Genomic DNA, 19,315 nt, shown 5'->3' on the forward strand with positions numbered 1-19,315 from the left:
TCCCCCGACTGGACTCGAACCAGTAACCCTTCGATTAACAGTCGAATGCTCTGCCAATTGAGCTACGGGGGAAAGCGGCGACATCAGTCTACAGGAGTTTCAGGCTGTCACCGAACCGTTGATCCTGCCTCCCGCCGTCGCACAACCGGCAGGAAGAAGGCTCCTGACCTGCAATTTCTACAGGTCAGGAGCCTATTTGCTCCCCCGACTGGACTCGAACCAGTAACCCTTCGATTAACAGTCGAATGCTCTGCCAATTGAGCTACGGGGGAAAGCGCGACTATTACTCTACAGAGGTTCCGCCGAGAAACGAAATCCATGCCCCTTCCCGGCGGGCCGGCAGCGGCGAAGCCGTCTTCGGATGATTTTGGCGCTGCGGCTACTGGATCTCCCGCAGTGCGCGGCGCTGCATCTCCAGCTCCATCAGTTCACGGTTCAGCTGCTGGAACAGGGCCGGATCGGCGCCCGGATCCAGCCGCTGGAGCTGGCCGAGCTTCTCCGCCTTGAGGTGGGTTACCTGCAGTTCGAAGAGCCGGTTCAGAATGTCGCGGCAGTACAGGGCCAGGGCGTCGGCGTCCCGGGCCGGAATCGGTGTCACGGCCAGCTCGCTGACGAAGCCGCGCAGCGCATCCGGCAGCTCCTGCCGGACCTGTTCCACCCACGCTGCCGGCGAGGCGGGAGCGGTGCCGGCAGCACGGATCGCGTTGTGCACGGCCACATAGGCCGGAACAGTGAAGCGGGCGGCCTTGAACCGTTCCCACTGCCCCTCATCCAGCATCCCGGGCTGCTGCAGGACAACCTCCAGGGACTGGCGCTCCATCCGCGCCGCCGGGTCGTTGGGATCAGGGCGGGCGAAGGCCTGCTGCGGCTGTTCGGGCGCCTGGCCGGATTCCGCACCGGGATGCTGCTGACCGGAGTACTGCTGGCCGGCGGGCTGCCCCGGATGCTGTCCGCCGGACCGCTGGGACCGTTCCGGACCGCCGCGCTGCGGCGCGGCGTTCCCGGTGTCCCGGGTGTCCTGCCGCGCGCCGGTTCCCTCGCGCTGGCGTTTCGCGGCCGAGTTGACCGCGCGAAGGACGTCGTCCACTTCGCTTCCCAGCCAGCCGGCCAGTTCGCGGGCGTAGGCGGGACGCATCGCCGGATCGCGGATGTCGGCCACGACCGGAGCTGCCGCGCGCAGGGCTGCGATGCGGCCTTCCACGGTATTGAGGTCGAACTTGGCCAGCGTGGAGCGGATCGCGAACTCGAACAGCGGGCGCCGGGACCGGATGAGTTCCGCGACGGCGGCGTCTCCCTGCTGCTGCCGGATGTCGCAGGGATCCATGCCGTTCGGGTCCACCGCCACGAACGTCTGGGCTGTGAAGCGCTGGTCCTCCTCGAAGGCGCGCAGGGCTGCCTTCTGGCCGGCGGCGTCGCCGTCGAAGGTGAAGATGACCTCTCCCCCGGTGCCGTCGTCGGACAGCAGGCGGCGGGCGATCTTGATGTGGTCCGTGCCGAACGCCGTGCCGCAGGTGGCGACGGCGGTGGTGATCCCGGCCAGGTGGCAGGCCATCACATCGGTGTAGCCCTCCACCACCACCAGTTGGCGGTCCTTGGCAATGGAGCGTTTGGCCAGGTCGATCCCGTAAAGGACCTGGGATTTCTTGTACAGCGCGGTTTCCGGGGTGTTGAGGTACTTGGGCCCCTGATCGTCGTCGTACAGCTTGCGGGCACCGAACCCGATCACGGCCCCGGTCAGGTCGCGGATGGGCCAGATGAGGCGGCCGCGGAACCGGTCGTAGAAGCGGGAGGCATCGGACCCGGTGGAGAACATGCCGGTCTGCGCCAGTTCCTCCCGGGTGAACCCTTTCCCGGTGAGGTGCTTGAGCAGCGAGTCCCAGCCCTGCGGGGCGTAGCCGACGCCGAAATGCTCTGCTGCCGCCGGGTCGAAGCCGCGTTCCTGCAGGAAGCTGCGGGCGGCGGCGGCACCGGGCGTTATCAGCTGGGCCCGGAAGAACTCGGCGGCGACCTTGTGGGCATCCAGCAGGCGCTGGCGCTTGCCGACGTCCTCACGCCGCGGTCCGGTGCCGCCGTCCTCGTAGTGGAGCTCATAGCCCAGGCGCGCGGCCAGCTTCTCCACCGTTTCGGAGAAGGAGCCGTGGTCCATTTTCTGGACAAAGGAGATGACGTCGCCGCTCTCGCCGCAGCCGAAGCAGTGGTAGGTTCCCACCTGCGGGCGGACGTGGAAGGACGGTGAGCGCTCGTCGTGGAACGGGCACAGCCCTTTCCACGAGCCGATTCCGGCGGACTTCAGCGTGACATAACCGTCTACAACCGCCTTGATGTCCGTGCGGGAACGTACTTCGTCAATGTCTTCGCGTTTAATCAGGCCGGCCATACAACCAGCTTATTCTCCTGCGCAAAATTGGCCGGTCAGGCGGTCTGCCGCTGCGGACAGCTCACCACAGCGCCGGGACCGGGCCGACCAGCCGCTCGTGCAGGGCCAGCGCGGAGCCGTCCGTGAGCGAAGCGACCTGGTCGATGACCACGCGCAGCCGGGCGCCGTCGTCGGGCGCATCGCGCCAGTCCGCGGCGAACATCGGTTCCAGGTGGCGGTCTCCGGTGGCGGCGAGCTGGGCCACCAGGTTGGTGAGGACCTCGCGCTGGCGCTCGTAGAGCGGCTGGCGCTGGTCGGTGGTCATCACAAACGTGGTGGCCAGGCCCTTCATCACCGCGATTTCGAGCTGCGTCTCCTCCGGGACCACCATTTCGGCGTTGTACCGGGTGAGCGGGTCGGTGCCGTAGATCCCGCGGGTCGCTTCAAGGGCACTGGAGCAGAACCGTCCGATGAGCTGGCTGGTCATATCCTTCAGCGCGGCCATGGCCCGGCGGCTTCCATCGGATTCACGCACCCAGACCGCCTCGGCTTCGAGCCGCTCCAGTGCTGCCTCGACGGCAGCCGTCTCAGCGGTGGGAACGTACCACTGCTGGGTGTAGCCGATCACCCGGGCGCGCTGGTCCGGGTTATCCAGCCATTTGAGCTGCACGTGCCCGGCGACGATCGCGTCTTCGACGTCGTGCACGGAATAGGAGATGTCATCGGCCAGATCCATGACCTGGGCTTCAAGGCAGGAACGGCCGGCGGGGGCACCGTCCCGCAGCCAGATGAAGACCGGCAGGTCATCCTCGTAGACCCCGAACTTGGTGGTGCGCTGGCCATTGACCAGGGGGGCGTCGACGGCGGACCACGGGTATTTGCAGGACGCATCCAGGCTGGCCCGGGTCAGGTTCAGGCCTGCCGGGGAGCCGTCCGGCGCGATGATCTTCGGTTCCAGCCGGGTCAGCAGCCGCAGGGTCTGGGCGTTGCCTTCGAACCCGCCGATGGCGTGCGCAATGTCGTTCAGCGCCGACTCACCGTTATGCCCGAAGGGCGGGTGGCCCAGGTCGTGCGAGAGGCAGGCGGCATCAACGACGTCGGGATCGCAGCCCAGCGCGTTGCCCAGTTCCCGCCCCACCTGGGCCACTTCCAGGCTGTGGGTCAGGCGGGTCCGGACAAAGTCGTCGGTGTCCGGAGCAACCACCTGGGTCTTGGCACCGAGCCGGCGCAGGGCCGAGGAATGCAGCACCCGGGCACGGTCGCGGCCGAACTGGGTGCGGTTGGTGTTCTTCGCCGGCTCGTCGACCCAGCGTGCCAGGTCGACGTCGGTGTAGCCTGCGGTGCGGAAAGCCTGCGGAAGAGTCATGGAGAATTAGCCGCCTGATACGTCGAGTTCGGCTGCCGCGATGATGGCTTTTTGGGCGGGGTTCAGTTCCCGGCCGTCAAGCCAGCCTTCGGGCAGGGCTGTCTTTTTGGGAGTTCCGGCACGGCCGCGGGGACCTTCGGCGTCCGCGCCCGGGTACGGAGCGGTGGGGTCCAGCTCGGCGAGAAGCCCGCGCAGGACCTCGAGGGAGGGCACAGTGGCCAGCTTAGCCCGGAGCTCTCCCCCGACCACGTAGCCCTTGAAGTACCAGGCCATGTGTTTGCGGATGTCCCGCAGCGCAATCACTTCGTCACCGAAAGTCTCCACCAGCAGTTCGGCGTGGCGGTAGACGCTGTCCGCGACTTCCTTCAGGCCGGGCCGGTGCCGCTCATCGCGGCCCTCGAAGGCTGCCTGGAGATCGGCGAACAGCCAGGGACGGCCCTGGCAGCCGCGGCCAATCACCACGCCGTCCACGCCGGTCTCTTCGACCATCCGGACGGCGTCCTCCGCGGACCAGATGTCTCCGTTGCCCAGCACCGGCACATCCGGCAGGGCTTCGCGCAGTTCGGCGATGGCATTCCAGTCCGCCTTGCCCGAATAGAACTGGGATGCCGTGCGTCCATGCAGGGTCACGGCGGCCACGCCGGCGTCGCGGGCGATCCGGCCGGCCTCGAGGAAGGTGAGGTGGTCGTCGTCGATGCCCTTGCGCATTTTGATGGTCAGCGGGACGTCACCCTTGGACGCTTCCCGGACAGCGGTCTGGACAATCGCCGTGAACAGGTCCAGCTTCCAGGGCAGGGCGGATCCGCCGCCCTTGCGGGTGACCTTGGGAACCGGGCAGCCGAAGTTGAGGTCGATGTGGTCTGCGCGGTCTTCCTCCACCAGGATCCGAATGGCAGCACCGACGGTGACCGGGTCTACTCCGTAGAGCTGGACGGAGCGGATCGATTCGTCGTCATCGTGCTCGATAATGCGCATCGATTCCGGCGAGCGTTCCACCAGGGCCCGGGAGGTCACCATTTCGGTGACGTACAGGCCGCCGCCGTATTCGCGGCACAGCCGGCGGAAGGCACGGTTGGTAATGCCGGCCATGGGTGCCAGGATCACCGGCGTGTCCACGGTCAGCGGGCCCAGCTTCAAAGGCGGCAGTTCAAGCTTGAGGTTTGGGGTCGCGACAGTCACGTTTCTATTCTCTCAATACTGTGCAAATCCTGCTGTCCGCTGGGCAGCCCGGGCTAATCCCGGGCCGGCAGCGCCGCCGCGGAATCGGTGCCGGCAGCGCGGCGCGCCTGGGCCAGCCGCCGGGGACTGTGCAGGGTGCCGGCGTCGTCATTGGCTTCACCGGCAGACGCAGCGCCGCCGGCCGCCGCGTCCTCTCCGGCACGCGGGCTGCCCACGGCCTTGACCACCAGGACCGCGACGGCGGTGGTCACCGGAATCGCCAGCACCAGGCCGATCGAGCCGACCAGGGTGCGGATGACCTCTTCCGCAAGCTCCCCGCCGGTCAGGGATTCCAGCACGGTGCGGTCATAGAGCGAGACCAGGATCAGGACCGGCAGCGCGGCACCGGCGTAGGCGAACGCAATGGTGTAGACGGTGGAGGCAATGTGGTCCCGGCCCACCCGCATGGCTCCGCTGAAGAGCCGCTTCGCTGAGGCACCCGGTGCCAGTTCGTACATTTCCCACACTGCGGAGGACTGGGTGATCGTTACGTCGTTCAGCACCCCGAGGCCGGAGATGATGAGCCCGCACAGGATGATGCCGGAGATTGAGAGCTGATCCGAGGCGTTGATCAAGGTGTAGGCATTCTCATTGTCGACGCCGATGAGGTGGGCAGCGTCGGTGGCCCAGGCCGCCAGCCCGGCGGTGATGGCCAGCCCGAACAGCGTCCCCAGCAGCGCTGTTGAGGTGCGGGCGGAGAACCCGTGGGCAAAGTAGAGAACGCCGATCATAATCACGCTCGATCCCACCAGCCCCAGCAGCAGCGGCGGCTTGCCCTCCACCAGCCCGGGCAGGATGAACCCGGCGAGCACGGCGTAGGCTCCGCCCAGGCCGATCAGCGCCCGCAGGCCGCGCCACCGCGCGACGGCGATCACCACGGCTGCGTAAAGGACGGCCAGGACCGCAATGGGCACGCTCCGGACAAAGTCCATAAAGATGTAGGGCGGCGCTCCGCTGTCCACCATGACGTTTTCCAGGTTGAGGTAGCGGACGGTGTCGCCGGCTTCGATGGCATTGGTCTTCGCCACCTCCGGCGGCACCTCGACCGGAACGGCCGCTCCGCCGCCGGACGGCAGCGTATAGGCAACCTGGCACTGGGGAGCCTGGACCCCCGCCTGCGACAGGGTTGCGGAGGAGGGGCAGTCCTCCACTGACACCCGCTGGACGGATCCGGTGTCGATGCTGACGCCGTCGGCCGTGGCGTACGGGTCAGCGACGTTGATTTCCTGTGCCTGCCCGCCCGGCCAGAGCAGCAGCATGCCGGTGACGGCCAGCAGGCCCAGCGGAACCAGGATCCAGGCCAGCAGCCGGTTGGCGCGGCGGCGGGCTGCGAGCGCGGCGCGGGTTGGTTCGCCCGCGGCGGGGAGATGACTGTGTCCCATGCTGGTTCCTCACTGGTTCCTCGGCGGACCAGGTGTCCGGCGGGGTAAGCGCCCCTATTCTCCCAAGCCGGAGAACGGATGCCGAATCCGGTTCGCAGCCAGGTCTGGAAGTGAGCTAGACTGACTGGTCAGATCAAACTGACTGGTCAGTACAAATTGACTTCTCCAGCCCGGCCGGGGTTTTCCCCGAATCCCAGAAAGGCACCCAGTGCAACCGGTAATAACCGCGGAAGAGCTCAGTCTCTCCGCCGCCCGGGGCCGCGTTTACGGCCCGCTCAGCTTTGACATTGCAGATCCCCTCAGTGTGCTTTGCGGACCCGTCGGCAGCGGCCGCACCAGCGTGCTGCTGACCCTTGCGGGCCGGATGAAAGCCGGCAGCGGCGCGCTGAGCGTCCTTGGCCACTCCCTCCCCCGGGATGCGCGGGCCGTCCAGAAACAGACGGCGATCGCAGGCTTCGAGGGAATCGATGACCTCGAACCCGGCGTCACCGTGGGCCAGGCCGTACGCGAGCGGCTCGCCTGGCTCGCCCCGTGGTGGTCCTTCGTTCCCAAAGCCACTGACCGCCAGGTCACCCGTGCCTGCACTCCGGTTTTCGGGGAGACCGCCATTCCCGCCGCCTCCACCGTCATCTGGGACCTGGGTGAGGCGGATAAGTTCCTGCTGCGCCTCTCCCTGGCAATGCTCAGCGCCCCGGACATCCTGTTCGTCGATGACATCGAACAGCTCCAGAGCGTGACCGCCCGCCGCCTGGTCTGGGAGCGCCTGGCCGCCATCGCCGCCGCCGGCACCGCCGTCGTTGTTGGCGCTGCGTCCCTGGAAAACGATCTCTGGGACTCCCTCCCCATCCAACCGTCCGCACTGATGCTCAGCCAGGAGGCCCGCTGATGTTCGCCCTGTTTTCCCCCGGCACGGAGCTGAGCCGGTTCCGCCGCGGCACCCTGCCCAAGATCGCCGTCGTCGTGATGCTCTTTATCCCCCTGATCTACGGCGCACTGTACCTCTGGGCCTTCGATTCACCCGACAAGAACCTGGACGGGCTCTCCGTGGCCCTGGTCAATGAAGATGCCGGGGCTGACCAGGACGGTGAATTCCTCAACGCCGGCGAGGACCTGACGCAGAAGCTCCTGGACGGCGCGGATCTGGACTGGCACCCGACGGATGCAGCGGACGCCGCTGACGGCGTGGAGGACGGCACCTACTACCTCTCGCTGACCATCCCCGAAGACTTTTCCGCCAACGCCGTCTCCGTCGGCACGGACAACCCCGTGCCGGCACGGCTGAAGGTCGATTACAACGACTCCAACAACTTCCTGGCCGGTGTCCTGGGCAAGCAGGCCATGGCCCAGGTCCAGGCAGCGGTCTCCTCTGAACTTGGCAACCAGGTGGCCTCCACCATGCTGGTGGGCCTGAACGACGCCGGAACCGGCCTCCGCGATGCTGCCGACGGCGCCGGGGAACTCAGCACGGGCATCGACTCGGCTGTCGACGGCGCGGGCCAGCTCGTTGCCGGACTCGGCAGCCTGGCTGACGGTACGCTCACCCTGCAGGACGGCGCCTTCCGCCTCTCCTCCGGCGCCGGCCAGCTGGCCTCCGGCCTGAGCGAACTGACCGCGGGCACCTCACAGGTGGCCGCCGGCAGCAACGCCCTTTCCGCCGGTGCCGATTCACTGGCCACCGGAACCTCCACCCTCGCAGCCGGTGCCACCGACGTCGCAAACGGTGCCGCTTCCCTCAATTCCAACCTCGGAACCCTCTCGGACAAGCTGGGTGCAGCCGTCCCGCAGGTAAAGTCCCTGGACACCGGCGCCGCGCAGGTCTCCACCGGACTGGACCAGGTCGTCTCCGCACTCAAGGCCCAGGACCCCAGCAACCCGCTCCTGGCCCAGCTCGAGCCGCTGGCCGCGGGCGCACAGCAGGTAGCCGGCGGCACCTCAACCCTTCAGTCGGGGATCGCCGAAGCAGCAGCCGGCGCCGGACAGCTCTCCGCCGGCAGCTCCACGCTCTCCAGCGGCGCGGCCCAGGTGGCCGCCGGCGCCCAGTCCGCCGCGGGCGGCGCAGCCGAGCTCTCCGGGGGCGCAGCAACGCTCGCTTCCGGCGCCGCACAGGTTGATGCCGGTGCGCGCAGCGCCGAAAGCGGCGCCAATGAGCTCGCCGCCGGTGCCAGCACCCTCAGCAGCGGCACCACTGACCTTGCCTCCGGTGCCGGGGAACTGCTCGACGGCGGCACAGCCCTCTCCGAAGGCGCCGAGCAGCTCTCCGACGGCAGCCATACCCTCGCTGACGCCCTCGCAGCCGGCGGCCAGGCGCTGCCGGAGGACTCCAGCGACCTGATCGATGCCAAGGCATCCGTCGCGGCGAGCCCGGTGGAACTGGACACGGAGTACACCTCGGAGGCTTCCAGCTTCGGTGAAGGTTTTGCCCCCTTCTTCCTGGCCCTGGCAACCTTCGTTGGCGCGCTCATCACCTGGCTGCTCCTGCGCGCCCTGCCCACCCGGGCACTGGCCGCCGGCGTCTCCGGCTTCCGCGCCGCCGCCACCGGCCTGGTCCCGGCACTGGCGATCGGCCTGGGCCAGGTGCTCATCATGATGGCAGTACTGGTCTGGGGCCTGGATATCCACCCCGCCTACCTGCTCGGCACCAGCGCGTTCCTGTACCTGACCACGGTGGCGTTCCTTGCCCTGCAGCAGATGCTGATTATTGTGCTTGGCACTGCGGCCGGCCGGGTCGCCTCCCTGGTCCTGCTGATGCTCCAGCTGAGCTCCTCCGGCGGCACCTACCCGGTGGAAACCACCCCCGGGTTCTTCCAGGCGCTGCACCCGTTTATGCCGGCCACGTATGTGGTCAACGGACTGCGGGCCCTGATCACGGGCGGCGTGGACGCCCGGATGTGGATCGCCGTCGCCTTCCTGGCCATCCTGACCGCCGCCTGCATAGCAATCAGCGCGCTGAGCGCCGGCCGGCAGCGCATGTGGACGATCAAGCGGCTGCATCCGGAGCTGCACATCTAAGATCGATAAAGAACCAACGCACACACGCCCCGTATAAAGGACACCTTGCATGCCACGCGTTTCAGCCACCAAGCGGTCAATCCTCGACGCCGCAGTAGAGCTGGCATCCCTGAACGGGATCACCGGCACCACTATGGAGGATGTGGCCGTGCGCGCCGGCGTCGCCAAGGGCAGCGTTTACTACAACTTCTCCTCCAAGGACAAGCTGTTTGAGCAGCTGCTGCTGGACGGCGTGGGAACCCTGGCGGAAACCCTGCGCGAGGCCAGGGGGACCAAAACCGGTGCCCCGGCGCTGCGGTCCATGGTGGACGCCATCCTGGAACTCGTCTCTAACAACCAGCCGATGGCCAAGCTGATTGCGGCGGAGATCTTCCGGACCGACAGGTCCTGGCAGTCTCCGCTGCAGCTGGTGCGCCGGGAAGCGCTCGCGGAGTTCGTGGCCGTCATCCGGCATGCCCATCCTGACCGGCCCGATGCGGAGCTGATGGCGGGCACCGTATTCGGCGCAGTCCTGGTGGGCGGCATCGAATGGCTGGTCTTCAGCCCGGACCGCTCGCTTCAGGAGGTCTCGGATTCGGTGATGTTTATGCTCTCGGGCCAGCTGGCTGACTAGGACGCTAACGCAGCAGCCCGCAAAGAACGACGGCGCCGGTCCCCTGGGAAGGGGGCCGGCGCCGTCGTTATGGGTACTGCTTATATATGCCGTGCTAGCTGCTGAGAATCAGCGTGTCCTTGCCGTCCTGCCGGGCAGCGCCCGAGGCGAGGAGCGGTTCCAGGACCCGGACCAGCGCGGTCATCGAGTCATCGACTTCCAGCTGCACCGGGTACTGGTAGGCGACCATGGCCAGCAGGGAGGCCACGGCTGCTTCTGCCTCGGATTCCTCCAAGGTGGTGTCATAGCCCAGCAGCACGTCCGCCGGAGCGTCCGTGCGTTCGGAGGTGTAGCTGACGGCGAACGCGGCGATCCTGCCGCCCTCGGCCTTCGGCTTGTCCCGCAGCACCACGGCACCGGCGGCACCGGCCGCATCGTTGAGCAGCATCTGCTGCGCCCGGCCAAGGCTCATGTCCGCGCGGTCCCAGCCGTGCACGGCGTTGTAGAAGTCCGCCACGGCGCGGGTCAGTTCCACGGACCCGGTTGCCGCTTCATCCAGCTGCGGCCCATGATCCTCGAACACCGGCAGTTTCAGCTTGCCGGGCTCCACAATCACCACGCGGGAGCGCTGGATCGGTTCCAGCCCAGCCGCGGCTGCGAAGGCCGCACCCGGGGTGCCGGGCTCAACCTTCGCGCGCAGCTTCGTGACGCCCGACGGCGCGTTTTCGGCTTCCTTGCGGAGCATGCCGAGCAGGGTGGAGCCCAAACCGGCGCGGCGGTTCTCCCGCGCCACTTCGATATACACCCACAGCCGGTCCGGATGCAGGCTGGTCTCGTAGACCACCCCTGCCGCCACCGGCACGCCGTCGTCCTCCGCCACGATGCAGCGGCTCCACGGCTCGTTGGAGGACGGCCGCAGCACGGCCCTGAAGTGCCCGGCTTCGCCGGTCTCCGGGTCGCCCCAGAGCTGGACCAGCGCAAGGTCATCGTCCTCGCGCCATTCGCGGAAAGTCAGTGCCATTACGCTCCGATCAGCCGTTCGGCCAGGTAGCCCTCGACCTTGTCGAGGCTGACGCGTTCCTGGGCCATGGAGTCGCGTTCGCGCACGGTCACGGCCTGGTCTTCGAGGGTGTCGAAGTCCACGGTGATGCAGAACGGGGTACCGATCTCGTCCTGGCGGCGGTAGCGGCGGCCGATCGCGCCGGCGTCGTCGAAGTCGATGTTCCAGTTGCGGCGCAGCTGCGCTGCAAGGTCCTTGGCCTTCGGGGACAGGTCCTCGTTACGGCTCAGCGGCAGCACCGCGGCCTTGACCGGGGCCAGGCGCGGATCCAGGCGCAGCACGGTGCGCTTGTCCACGCCGCCCTTGGCGTTGGGGGCCTCGTCCTCGGTGTAGGAGTCCACCAGGAACGCCATGAAGGAACGGGTCAGGCCGGCGGCGGGCTCAATGACGTACGGGGTGAACCGCTCGTTGGTGGCCTGGTTGAAGTAGCTCAGCTCGGTGCCGGAGTGCTTGGAGTGCGTGCCCAGGTCGAAGTCGGTGCGGTTGGCAATGCCTTCCAGCTCGCCCCACTCGGAGCCCTGGAAACCGAAGCGGTATTCGACGTCGGTGGTGCCCTTGGAGTAGTGGCTGAGCTTTTCCAGCGGGTGCTCGAACAGGCGCAGGTTCTCCGGCTTGATGCCCAGTTCGGTGTACCAGTTCAGGCGGGTTTCAATCCAGTACTTGTGCCACTCTTCATCCGTGCCGGGCTCGACGAAGAACTCCATTTCCATCTGCTCGAACTCGCGGGTGCGGAAGATGAAGTTGCCCGGCGTGATCTCGTTGCGGAAGCTCTTGCCGATCTGGCCGATGCCGAACGGCGGCTTCTTGCGGGAGGTGGTGAGCACGTTGTTGAAGTTCACGAAGATGCCCTGCGCGGTTTCCGGACGCAGGTAGTGCATGCCCTCTTCATTGGCGACCGGGCCCAGGAAGGTCTTGAGCAGGCCGGAGAACTCCTGCGGCTCAGTCCACTGACCCTTGGTGCCGCAGTTGGCGCAGGCGATGTCTGCCAGGCCGTTTTCAGGGGCGCGGCCCTTCTTCTCTTCGTATTCCTCTTCGAGGTGGTCGGCGCGGTAACGCTTGTGGCAGCTCAGGCACTCGACCAGCGGGTCGGAGAAAACCTCAACGTGGCCGGAGGCTTCCCAGACGGCGCGCGGGAGGATGACGGCCGAATCCAGGCCGACGACGTCGTCGCGCCCGCGGACCATGGACTGCCACCACTGCTTCTTGATGTTCTCTTTGAGCTCTACGCCGAGGGGCCCGTAATCCCAGGCGGAACGCGAACCACCGTAGATCTCACCCGACTGGAAGACGAAGCCCCTGCGCTTGGCGAGGGAGATGATCGGATCCAGTTTGGATTTGGTCGAAGCCATGGAATGGTACCGCCGTTCTTTCGTGTCACGCAGGCCGCTGGGTGCGGTCCGCTTTTGATCCCGTTCCCCGTCCCTGAAACCCCGGCGGACGTGCGCGGAGAGGGCGGTGAAGGGCAAAACCTATAGATACCAGCTTAAGGTCACGGCAGCGAAAGGGGGCTATCGGCGCGCACGCCGGTGCAGCGGCCGGATGCCGGGCATGTTCCAGGGCAGGGTTGCGACGATGATCGCGGCCAGGGTCAGGGCCGTGCCGAAGACGGTTGCCGCAACAACGGTGGAGCCGGGGGCCGGGAAAACCAGGTCCAGCAGGAGCGAGCCGGTCAGCTGTCCACCGATCAGGCCGAGGCTGGTCAGCAGTACACCCAGTGTCCGCACGAGCATGGCTCCCACACCGATGAAGATGCAGCCCAGCGGACCTCCGAGGTAGTACCACCAGGTGTCCGGCAGGGCATTCCCGGTGCCGGAAGCGGCGACCTTGATGAGCCAGAGAACCAGCAGCGCCGCAAACCCCGACACGAAGTTCAGCAGGGTCGCGGTGATTGGCGAACCGTAGTGCATCCCGGTGGTCCCGTTCATCGCCTGCTGGAAACTCATGGCCATGCCCGCACTGAGCGGAAGCAGGACAGCCAGGAGCCACTCCCCCGTTCCTCCGCCGCCGGAAATTTTCGGGCTGACCGCCCACGCAACGGCAGCGATGGTGAGTACGGCACCGACCACGCGCATCAGCGTCAGCGCCTTCTTCCCGCCCGGCCCGATACCCATGCGGTCCACCACCAGCCCGGTCAGGGTCTGCCCGGCCACGGTCGCCACCGTAAAGACCGCCACGCCGAGGATGGCGATGGTGAGGGTCTGGGTGAGGACGAACCACGCACCGATCAGGCCGGCCAGGACGTAGATCCGGGGGAACCTGCGCTCGCGCAGCGCGGGCACGATCTGCCGGAAGCCCGCCCGTCCGCGCGGCAGGAGCGCGCTGACCAGGATCATCACAGCCAGGCCCATGCCGAAGTTGACGGCGGCTGCGGCGAGGCCGTCGTCCAGGGCCGTGCCCAGTTCTCCGTTCACCCTGGACTGGGCGGGAATGGCCATTCCGGCCAGCAGGGCCAGGGGAAGGCCGACGGCAGCGGGAATGCGGGGGGATTGTGGCACCGTTAAACCCTACTCCCGCCGTGGGGACCTTGATGCCCCGGATTCCGGCGTGCAGGCATGCAGGGGTTTTCCGGCAGAATAGAGCCATGAGCTCAACCGATCCCCAGGACCTCCCCATCCGTGACGACATGATCCGCCTTGGCCAGGCGCTGAAGCTGGCGAACCTCGCCGAAGACGGCATCGACGCCAAAGAACTGATCGAGAACGGGCTGGTCAAGGTCAACGGCGAGATCGAGGAGCGCCGTGGCCGCCAGCTTCATGCCGGCGACACCATCGAAGTGAACGGGCAGGCAGTCCGGATCGCCTCCGGCGGCTAGTCCCGCTTAGCGCCGGCCCAGAACCGTGTGCGTCAGGAACTCCTTGACGTGCCCCAGTTCCTGCATGCTGATGCTGTGCCCCATGCCGGCGTAGAGGACCTTCGTCAGCTTGGTGTACCCGTTGAGCCAGCCGTGGGTGTACTCGACGCGCGCTTCATCAATGACCGGATCTGCCTGGTCCCGGCCCCAGAAGAACGGCACCTTCAGTTCGGCCAGTTCCTCATCGTGGAAGAAGGCGTTGCCTTCGGCCGGGACCACAAACCCTGAGAGACCGACGACGGCGGCAAATTCCTGGGGCCGGTGCCGCAGCAGGGTGCTGGCCACGGCCATCCCCATCGAGAAGCCGAGCAGGGTAACGCTGCTGTGCTGGTCCTTGATGCCATCCAGCCAGTCAGAGACGTCCTGCACAGCGGAAACAACCCGGTCAACCGAGAAGTCCGGCTCATTCATCAGCGGGAACCAGGTGTATCCCGGGCCAAGGGCCACCGGTGCGCGGACCGAGGCGACGGTGAACTCGCCGGGCAGGTAGCCGGCAAGGCCCATCAGGTCTTCTTCATTGGCCAGGTATCCGTGGAAGAGGACCAGCAGCGGGGTCCCTGCCCGCTCCTCCTCCGGCTTCGAGAAGAGCACAACCGGGTTCCAAGGAGTGTTTTCAGTCATGATTTCCATTCTGGCATGCACTTACGCCCAACCTACGGTCGCGTAGCCAGGCCCCGGACAGCAATCATGGGTAGGTGACCCAAAACCTCCAGCACCCTTCGCCGCGCTCCGACCAGGAGAACGGCACCTCTGATCCGGCTCCCGGGACGCATCCTGACCCGTCTCCGGAGCAGCCCGGCCATCCGTTCAACCGCTACGTCGCGCTTGGCGATTCATTTACCGAAGGCATCGGCGACCCCAGCCCGGAGAGCCCCGGCGGGCACCGGGGATGGGCGGACCGGGTGGCCGAGGAGCTCGCCCACGGACACAAGGATTTCGCCTACGCCAACCTGGCCATCCGCGGCCGGCTGCTGAACCAGATCATCGACGAACAGGTGCAGCCGGCCATCGACCTGCACCCCGATCTGATAACCATCTGTGCAGGCGGCAACGACGTGATCCGCCCCGGCGGTGACCCTGACCGGCTGGCCGAGGAGATGGACCACACCATTACCCGGCTCCGGGAAACCGGCGCCACAGTGGTCCTGTTTACCGGGCCGGACATCGGCGCCACTCCGGTGCTCGGCAGCGTCCGCGGCCGCGTCGCCATTTACAACGAGAATCTGCGCACCGTCGCGGCCCGCCACGATGCAGTGCTGGCAGATATGTGGGCCCTGCGCGAACTTAGCAATCCGCAGATGTGGGCCCCGGACCGGCTGCACTTCTCGCCGCTCGGACACCACACCATCGCAGCCATGGTGCTGGACACCCTTGGGGTAGACCACTCCCTGGAGCCCCAGGAGGTCAAGGAACTGACCCACAAGAACTGGCGGACGGCCCGCTCTGAGGACCTGGACTGGGCCCGCGAATATCTGGTCCCCTGGGTCGTCCGGCGCGTGCGCAAGCGCTCCTCCGGTGACGGAATTTCGGCCAAGCGCCCTGACGCCGGCCCGTTCTTCGGCTCCGGTATGCCACAGGGTTCCAGCGAGGCGGCCGACACCCTGGGCGAGGTTTAAAAGCCGGGCAGGGACTCGGCTAGGCGAAGAACCCCTGCTCCAGGACATCCTTGAGCTGCAGGACATCGGTCAGGAACCCGTCGTGCCCAATCGGCGCGTTGATCAGGTGGACCTGGTGCTCCCCCGGCAGGGCCGCGGCCAGCTCGAAGGACTGTTCCGGGAAGTACAACCGGTCAGTGTCGACGGCCGCGATCAGGAACTCTGAATCCGTGCCAGAGAGGGCGTCAGTGAGGCTGCCCCTGCCACGGGTGACGTCGTGGCTCATCAGTGCCTCGGTGAGGATGACGTAGCTGTTGGCATCGAACCTGCCGGCGAGTTTCTGCGCCTGATGATCCAGGTAGCTTTCCACCTGGTACCGGCCCCGCTGGGCCGGCAGTGCCCCTGCCAGCGGATCCTCCCCCGGCTGCGGTGTCCTGCCGAACCGGTACTGGAGTTCGGCTTCGGACCGGTAGGTGATGTGGGCAATCCGGCGGGCCAGGCCCAGGCCTGCCAGCGGTGCCCGTCCGTTGTAATAGTCACCGCCGTTGAAATCAGGGTCCAGCCGGATCGCGGAGACCTGCGCCTGGGCGAATGCAATCTGCTCCCCGGTGCTGGCTGCCGTGGCAGCGATGACGGCGCACCGGGCAACCCGGGACGGTTCGGTCACAGCCCATTCCAGCGCCCGCGCGCCACCGAGCGATCCGCCCAGCACCGCGTGCCAGCGGGCTATGCCCAGCTGGTCGGCCAGCCGGGCTTCGGCCCGCACCGAGTCCCGGATGGTGACGAACGGGAACCGCGATCCCCAGGGAAGTCCATCGGGATCGGCGGAAGCCGGTCCGGTGGAGCCGTAGCAGCCGCCGACCATATTGATCGACACTACGAAGAAGCGGTTGGTGTCCAGGGTGCGCCCCGGGCCAACGAGCACGTCCCACCAGCCCGGTTCATCCGTGTTTCCCTGGGCGACGTGTGTGCTTCCGGTCAGGGCATGCGGGATGAGGACGGCGTTGGATGCGTCGGCGTTGAGCTGCCCCCAGGTTTCATACCCCAGAACCACATCCGGCAGAATGCCGCCGGTCTCCAGCTCCAGGGTCCCGATGGAGGCGTACTGCAGCACCCCGTCGATGGTGCTGACGGGGTGCTGCGGTGCGGGGGGATACGTTGTCACGCTTTAGTTCATGCTCCCTTTGCTGCGCGGAAACCGGCGTCGAGGTCCGCGATGATGTCGTCCAGGTGTTCCAGGCCCACCGAGAGCCGCACCAGCCCCGGGCTGACGCCCGCCGCTTCCTGTGCTTCCGCGCCCAGCTGGCTGTGGGTGGTCGACGCCGGATGGATCACCAGCGAGCGGACGTCACCTACGTTGGCCACGTGGGAGTGCAGTTCCAGTGCGTCGACGAAACGCTTTCCGGCTTCCACTCCCCCGGCGATTTCAAAGGAAACGATTGCCCCGGTGCCGCGGGGACCGTACTTGCGTCCACGTTCGTACCACGGGCTCGACTCCAGCCCTGCGTACGCAACCGAGAGGACGTCGTCGTGCGCTTCAAGCCACTGCGCGACGGCGACCGCGTTGCTCACGTGCCGTTCCAGCCGGAGGCTCAGGGTTTCGAGGCCCTGCCCGATGAGGAAAGCATTGAACGGTGAGACAGCCGAACCCAGGTCACGAAGCAGCTGCACCCGTGCCTTCAGGATGTAGGCCAGGTTTGCACCCAGTACGCCGTTGGCACCGAGATCCCGCGCGTACACCAGGCCGTTGTAACTCTCGTCCGGGGTGTTGAAACCGGGGAACTTCTCCGGGTCCGCCCCAAAGTCGAAGTTCCCCGAGTCCACAATCACGCCGGCGATCGCGGTGCCGTGCCCGCCGAGGTACTTGGTGGCCGAGTGCACCACGATGTCCGCGCCCCATTCGATGGGACGGATCAGGTACGGCGTGGAAAGGGTGTTGTCCACGATCAGCGGGACGCCGGCGTCGTGGGCGACGGCTGAGATGCCTTCCAGGTCCAGGACATCCTGGCGCGGGTTGGAAACCACTTCGCCGAAGAACGCCTTGGTGTTCGGCTGGACGGCGGCGCGCCACTGCTCCAGGTTGTCCGGGTCCGCCACGAAGGTGACGTCGATGCCGAACTTCTTCAGGGTGTGCTTGAACAGGTTGTACGTTCCCCCGTACAGACTGGGGCTGGCCACAATGTGGTCCCCGGCCTCGGCGACGTTGAGGATGGCATAGGTTTCGGCTGCCTGGCCCGAGGCCAGCAGCAGCGCTCCGAGGCCGCCTTCCAGCGACGCGATGCGGTTCTCCACCGCCTCCTGCGTGGGATTGCCGATCCGCGTGTAGATCGGTGCGAGTTCCGCCAGCGCAAAGCGGTTGGCAGCCGCTTCCGCGCTGGGGAACACGAAGGACGTGGTCTGGTAGATCGGCAGGGCACGTGCGCCGGTAACGGCGTCGGGCTCCTGACCTGCGTGGATCTGGCGGGTTTCAAACGACCAATTGGCAGACATCTTGCTCCCTTTATGACCAGGGGCCCCACAGGAACCGATGCCGGAGGAACTCCGGATTCAGACGTGTGGCCCGCGCTTGCCGTGACATCCTTTTGATGTCCAGCCAGGTCTTCACCCGGGGCACCCCACCGCGGTTGGAGGGTTGCCGGCCAGCAAGCCGGGGCTATCTGCTGGCACTCATGACCTGTACCCATAGAACCAACGCACGGGCAGTTGCGCAACCCATGTGACGCAACGTGAATCCGTCGTCATTTGGTAACGGAGGCTTCTTTTTTCGTGCTTAGGGTCGCCTTAGTCGAGACACAGGTCACAACGTGTCAAGATGTTCGCATGCGCCTGGATCACGTCTCTTACGCCTGCGAATCCGACGGCCTCCTGGCCACCACGGAACGCATTGCTGCTGCCCTCGGAACCGAGTACGTCAAAGGCGGAGTACACCCCCGCTTTGGCACCCGCAATATGATCCTGCCCCTGGCCAACCACCAGTACATCGAGGTGGTGGAGGTCCTGAACCACCCCGCGTCAGACAAGGCTCCTTTTGGCCAGGCCGTCCGCGCCCGGTCCGAGGCCGGCGGCGGCTGGATGGGCTGGTGCGTTGAGGTTGAGGACCTGGCTCCCTTCGAGGAACGCTTGGGCCGGTCTTCGGTTCCCGGCAACCGGAAATTCCCGGACGGCCAGGAACTGACCTGGCGCCAGATCGGCATCAACGGCCTGATCGCGGACCCGCAGGTCCCCTACATGCTGCGCTGGGATGAGGACAAAGCCGATCTGCACCCGTCCCGCGCCCTGTCCGGAACGGTCTCTTTGGAGTCACTGACCATTGCCGGCTCTGCCGCGCGGGTCACCGAGTGGCTGGGCATGCCGGTCGAGGAACCGCTCGAATCCGTGGACGTCACCTGGGTCTCCCCCAAGGGCACCCCCGGCATCATGTCCGTGACTTTCGGAACTCCTTCCGGGCTCGTCGAGATCTAATTAGTCTGCTGCCGGTTTGGGACATCGCTCCGGTCCGCGGCGGCAGCGATGTCACTAACCGCAGCGTTTTCCACAATGGGCTGACGCGTCATCGCGGAATGCCTCTTGGCCGTCCAAGCTTGGCGGATGAATCCGGAACTCATTTACACGGCCGACGTTGACGCTTACGGTGCCGGTAGACACTCCCTCGCCCCGCGGTGCCGGTCCGGGGAACTCATTCGGATTCGTGCCGGCGTCTACATTCCGTCGAGAATCTGGCACCAGCTGTCCGCGTGGGAGCGTGACAGGACACGGATTCGGGCAGCCGTTGAGCGGGGACCGAGAAGCCGAATCCTGATCCAGCAGTCTGCCGCACCTTTCTGGGCGCTGCCAGTCCTCGGCACCTCCGACAGCATTATGCTGCTGGCCGTACTCCCATCCCATG

16 protein-coding genes, 2 tRNA genes and 1 riboswitch are annotated in these 19,315 nt (G+C 66.6%); of the genes, 6 read left to right on the forward strand and 12 right to left on the reverse strand.

The genetic code is table 11. The features are described 5' to 3' along the window. From H9638_RS04055 to H9638_RS04080, 6 genes are all read right to left on the reverse strand, one after another. A tRNA-Asn gene (locus H9638_RS04055) sits at positions 1 to 72 on the reverse strand. A 127-nt stretch (positions 73 to 199) separates the two neighbouring features. Next, positions 200 to 272 (reverse strand) — tRNA-Asn (locus H9638_RS04060). A 107-nt stretch (positions 273 to 379) separates the two neighbouring features. Continuing rightward, complete coding sequence (gene dnaG / locus H9638_RS04065) at positions 380 to 2,377, reverse strand: DNA primase (protein WP_191745934.1); 1,998 nt, start codon at positions 2,375 to 2,377, stop codon at positions 380 to 382. Between the two features lie 61 nt (positions 2,378 to 2,438). Next, positions 2,439 to 3,722, reverse strand: a complete 1,284-nt coding sequence (locus H9638_RS04070; protein WP_191745935.1) for a deoxyguanosinetriphosphate triphosphohydrolase — start codon at positions 3,720 to 3,722, stop codon at positions 2,439 to 2,441. A 6-nt stretch (positions 3,723 to 3,728) separates the two neighbouring features. Then, a complete protein-coding gene (gene dusB, locus H9638_RS04075) occupies positions 3,729 to 4,901 on the reverse strand; it encodes a tRNA dihydrouridine synthase DusB (protein ID WP_191745936.1) in 1,173 nt (390 codons plus the stop codon). A 53-nt stretch (positions 4,902 to 4,954) separates the two neighbouring features. Further along, positions 4,955 to 6,322, reverse strand: coding sequence for a YibE/F family protein (locus H9638_RS04080; protein WP_191745937.1), 1,368 nt, complete (start codon positions 6,320 to 6,322; stop codon positions 4,955 to 4,957). A gap of 208 nt (positions 6,323 to 6,530) precedes the next feature. Between H9638_RS04080 and H9638_RS04085 the strand changes: the two genes are divergently transcribed. Genes H9638_RS04085 through H9638_RS04095 form a run of 3 tightly spaced genes read left to right on the forward strand, consistent with a single transcriptional unit; the run spans position 6,531 to position 9,944 of the window. Continuing rightward, on the forward strand, positions 6,531 to 7,208 hold the full coding sequence (locus H9638_RS04085; protein WP_191745938.1) for an ATP-binding cassette domain-containing protein: 678 nt from the start codon (positions 6,531 to 6,533) through the stop codon (positions 7,206 to 7,208). Continuing rightward, on the forward strand, positions 7,208 to 9,331 hold the full coding sequence (locus H9638_RS04090) for a YhgE/Pip family protein (RefSeq protein WP_191745939.1): 2,124 nt from the start codon (positions 7,208 to 7,210) through the stop codon (positions 9,329 to 9,331). Before H9638_RS04085 ends, H9638_RS04090 begins: the two co-directional genes overlap by 1 nt. Positions 9,332 to 9,380: 49 nt before the next feature. Beyond that, entirely contained in the window at positions 9,381 to 9,944 is a 564-nt protein-coding gene (locus H9638_RS04095) for a TetR/AcrR family transcriptional regulator (protein WP_191745940.1), read from the forward strand. A gap of 94 nt (positions 9,945 to 10,038) precedes the next feature. On the opposite strand, the gene H9638_RS04100 is transcribed toward H9638_RS04095, so the two are convergent. From H9638_RS04100 to H9638_RS04110, 3 genes are all read right to left on the reverse strand, one after another. Next, on the reverse strand, positions 10,039 to 10,944 hold the full coding sequence (locus tag H9638_RS04100) for a GNAT family N-acetyltransferase (RefSeq protein WP_191745941.1): 906 nt from the start codon (positions 10,942 to 10,944) through the stop codon (positions 10,039 to 10,041). Next, positions 10,944 to 12,332, reverse strand: coding sequence for a glycine--tRNA ligase (locus tag H9638_RS04105; RefSeq protein WP_191745942.1), 1,389 nt, complete (start codon positions 12,330 to 12,332; stop codon positions 10,944 to 10,946). Before H9638_RS04105 ends, H9638_RS04100 begins: the two co-directional genes overlap by 1 nt. A 159-nt stretch (positions 12,333 to 12,491) precedes the next feature. Then, positions 12,492 to 13,478, reverse strand: coding sequence for a DMT family transporter (locus H9638_RS04110; protein WP_191745943.1), 987 nt, complete (start codon positions 13,476 to 13,478; stop codon positions 12,492 to 12,494). Between the two features lie 86 nt (positions 13,479 to 13,564). Here H9638_RS04110 and H9638_RS04115 point away from each other — a divergent pair, with 86 nt between their 5' ends. After that, a complete protein-coding gene (locus H9638_RS04115) occupies positions 13,565 to 13,795 on the forward strand; it encodes an RNA-binding S4 domain-containing protein (RefSeq protein ID WP_191745944.1) in 231 nt (76 codons plus the stop codon). 6 nt (positions 13,796 to 13,801) lie between these two features. Here the strand turns inward: H9638_RS04115 and H9638_RS04120 are convergent, their stop codons facing one another. Continuing rightward, entirely contained in the window at positions 13,802 to 14,455 is a 654-nt protein-coding gene (locus tag H9638_RS04120) for an alpha/beta hydrolase (RefSeq protein ID WP_191745945.1), read from the reverse strand. A gap of 74 nt (positions 14,456 to 14,529) precedes the next feature. On the opposite strand from H9638_RS04120, the gene H9638_RS04125 reads away from it, so the two are divergent. Continuing rightward, complete coding sequence (locus tag H9638_RS04125) at positions 14,530 to 15,450, forward strand: SGNH/GDSL hydrolase family protein (RefSeq protein ID WP_191745946.1); 921 nt, start codon at positions 14,530 to 14,532, stop codon at positions 15,448 to 15,450. A 19-nt stretch (positions 15,451 to 15,469) separates the two neighbouring features. Here H9638_RS04125 and metX read toward each other — a convergent pair whose 3' ends face one another. Both metX and H9638_RS04135 read right to left on the reverse strand, forming a co-directional pair. Continuing rightward, positions 15,470 to 16,594, reverse strand: a complete 1,125-nt coding sequence (metX, locus tag H9638_RS04130; protein ID WP_191745947.1) for a homoserine O-acetyltransferase MetX — start codon at positions 16,592 to 16,594, stop codon at positions 15,470 to 15,472. A gap of 8 nt (positions 16,595 to 16,602) precedes the next feature. Beyond that, on the reverse strand, positions 16,603 to 17,919 hold the full coding sequence (locus H9638_RS04135) for a bifunctional o-acetylhomoserine/o-acetylserine sulfhydrylase (protein WP_191745948.1): 1,317 nt from the start codon (positions 17,917 to 17,919) through the stop codon (positions 16,603 to 16,605). 67 nt (positions 17,920 to 17,986) lie between these two features. Further along, positions 17,987 to 18,104: riboswitch (SAM riboswitch) on the reverse strand. 145 nt (positions 18,105 to 18,249) lie between these two features. On the opposite strand from H9638_RS04135, the gene H9638_RS04140 reads away from it, so the two are divergent. Next, positions 18,250 to 18,891: a VOC family protein gene (locus tag H9638_RS04140; RefSeq protein WP_191745949.1), complete on the forward strand. Its 642-nt coding sequence runs from the start codon at positions 18,250 to 18,252 to the stop codon at positions 18,889 to 18,891. Positions 18,892 to 19,315 lie beyond the last annotated feature (424 nt).

It is taken from the genome of Arthrobacter pullicola, from assembly GCF_014836875.1.
Taxonomy (GTDB): domain Bacteria; phylum Actinomycetota; class Actinomycetes; order Actinomycetales; family Micrococcaceae; genus Arthrobacter_B; species Arthrobacter_B pullicola.

Excerpts from the sequence above, each read along its gene's own strand:
- dnaG (WP_191745934.1), bottom strand. The coding sequence starts at position 2,377 with ATGGCCGGCCTGATTAAACGCGAAGACATTGACGAAGTACGTTCCCGC.
- H9638_RS04070 (WP_191745935.1), bottom strand. The coding sequence starts at position 3,722 with ATGACTCTTCCGCAGGCTTTCCGCACCGCAGGCTACACCGACGTCGAC.
- H9638_RS04080 (WP_191745937.1), bottom strand. The coding sequence starts at position 6,322 with ATGGGACACAGTCATCTCCCCGCCGCGGGCGAACCAACCCGCGCCGCG.
- H9638_RS04090 (WP_191745939.1), top strand. The coding sequence starts at position 7,208 with ATGTTCGCCCTGTTTTCCCCCGGCACGGAGCTGAGCCGGTTCCGCCGC.
- H9638_RS04095 (WP_191745940.1), top strand. The coding sequence starts at position 9,381 with ATGCCACGCGTTTCAGCCACCAAGCGGTCAATCCTCGACGCCGCAGTA.
- H9638_RS04100 (WP_191745941.1), bottom strand. The coding sequence starts at position 10,944 with ATGGCACTGACTTTCCGCGAATGGCGCGAGGACGATGACCTTGCGCTG.
- H9638_RS04105 (WP_191745942.1), bottom strand. The coding sequence starts at position 12,332 with ATGGCTTCGACCAAATCCAAACTGGATCCGATCATCTCCCTCGCCAAG.
- H9638_RS04115 (WP_191745944.1), top strand. The coding sequence starts at position 13,565 with ATGAGCTCAACCGATCCCCAGGACCTCCCCATCCGTGACGACATGATC.
- H9638_RS04120 (WP_191745945.1), bottom strand. The coding sequence starts at position 14,455 with ATGACTGAAAACACTCCTTGGAACCCGGTTGTGCTCTTCTCGAAGCCG.
- H9638_RS04135 (WP_191745948.1), bottom strand. The coding sequence starts at position 17,919 with ATGTCTGCCAATTGGTCGTTTGAAACCCGCCAGATCCACGCAGGTCAG.
- H9638_RS04140 (WP_191745949.1), top strand. The coding sequence starts at position 18,250 with ATGCGCCTGGATCACGTCTCTTACGCCTGCGAATCCGACGGCCTCCTG.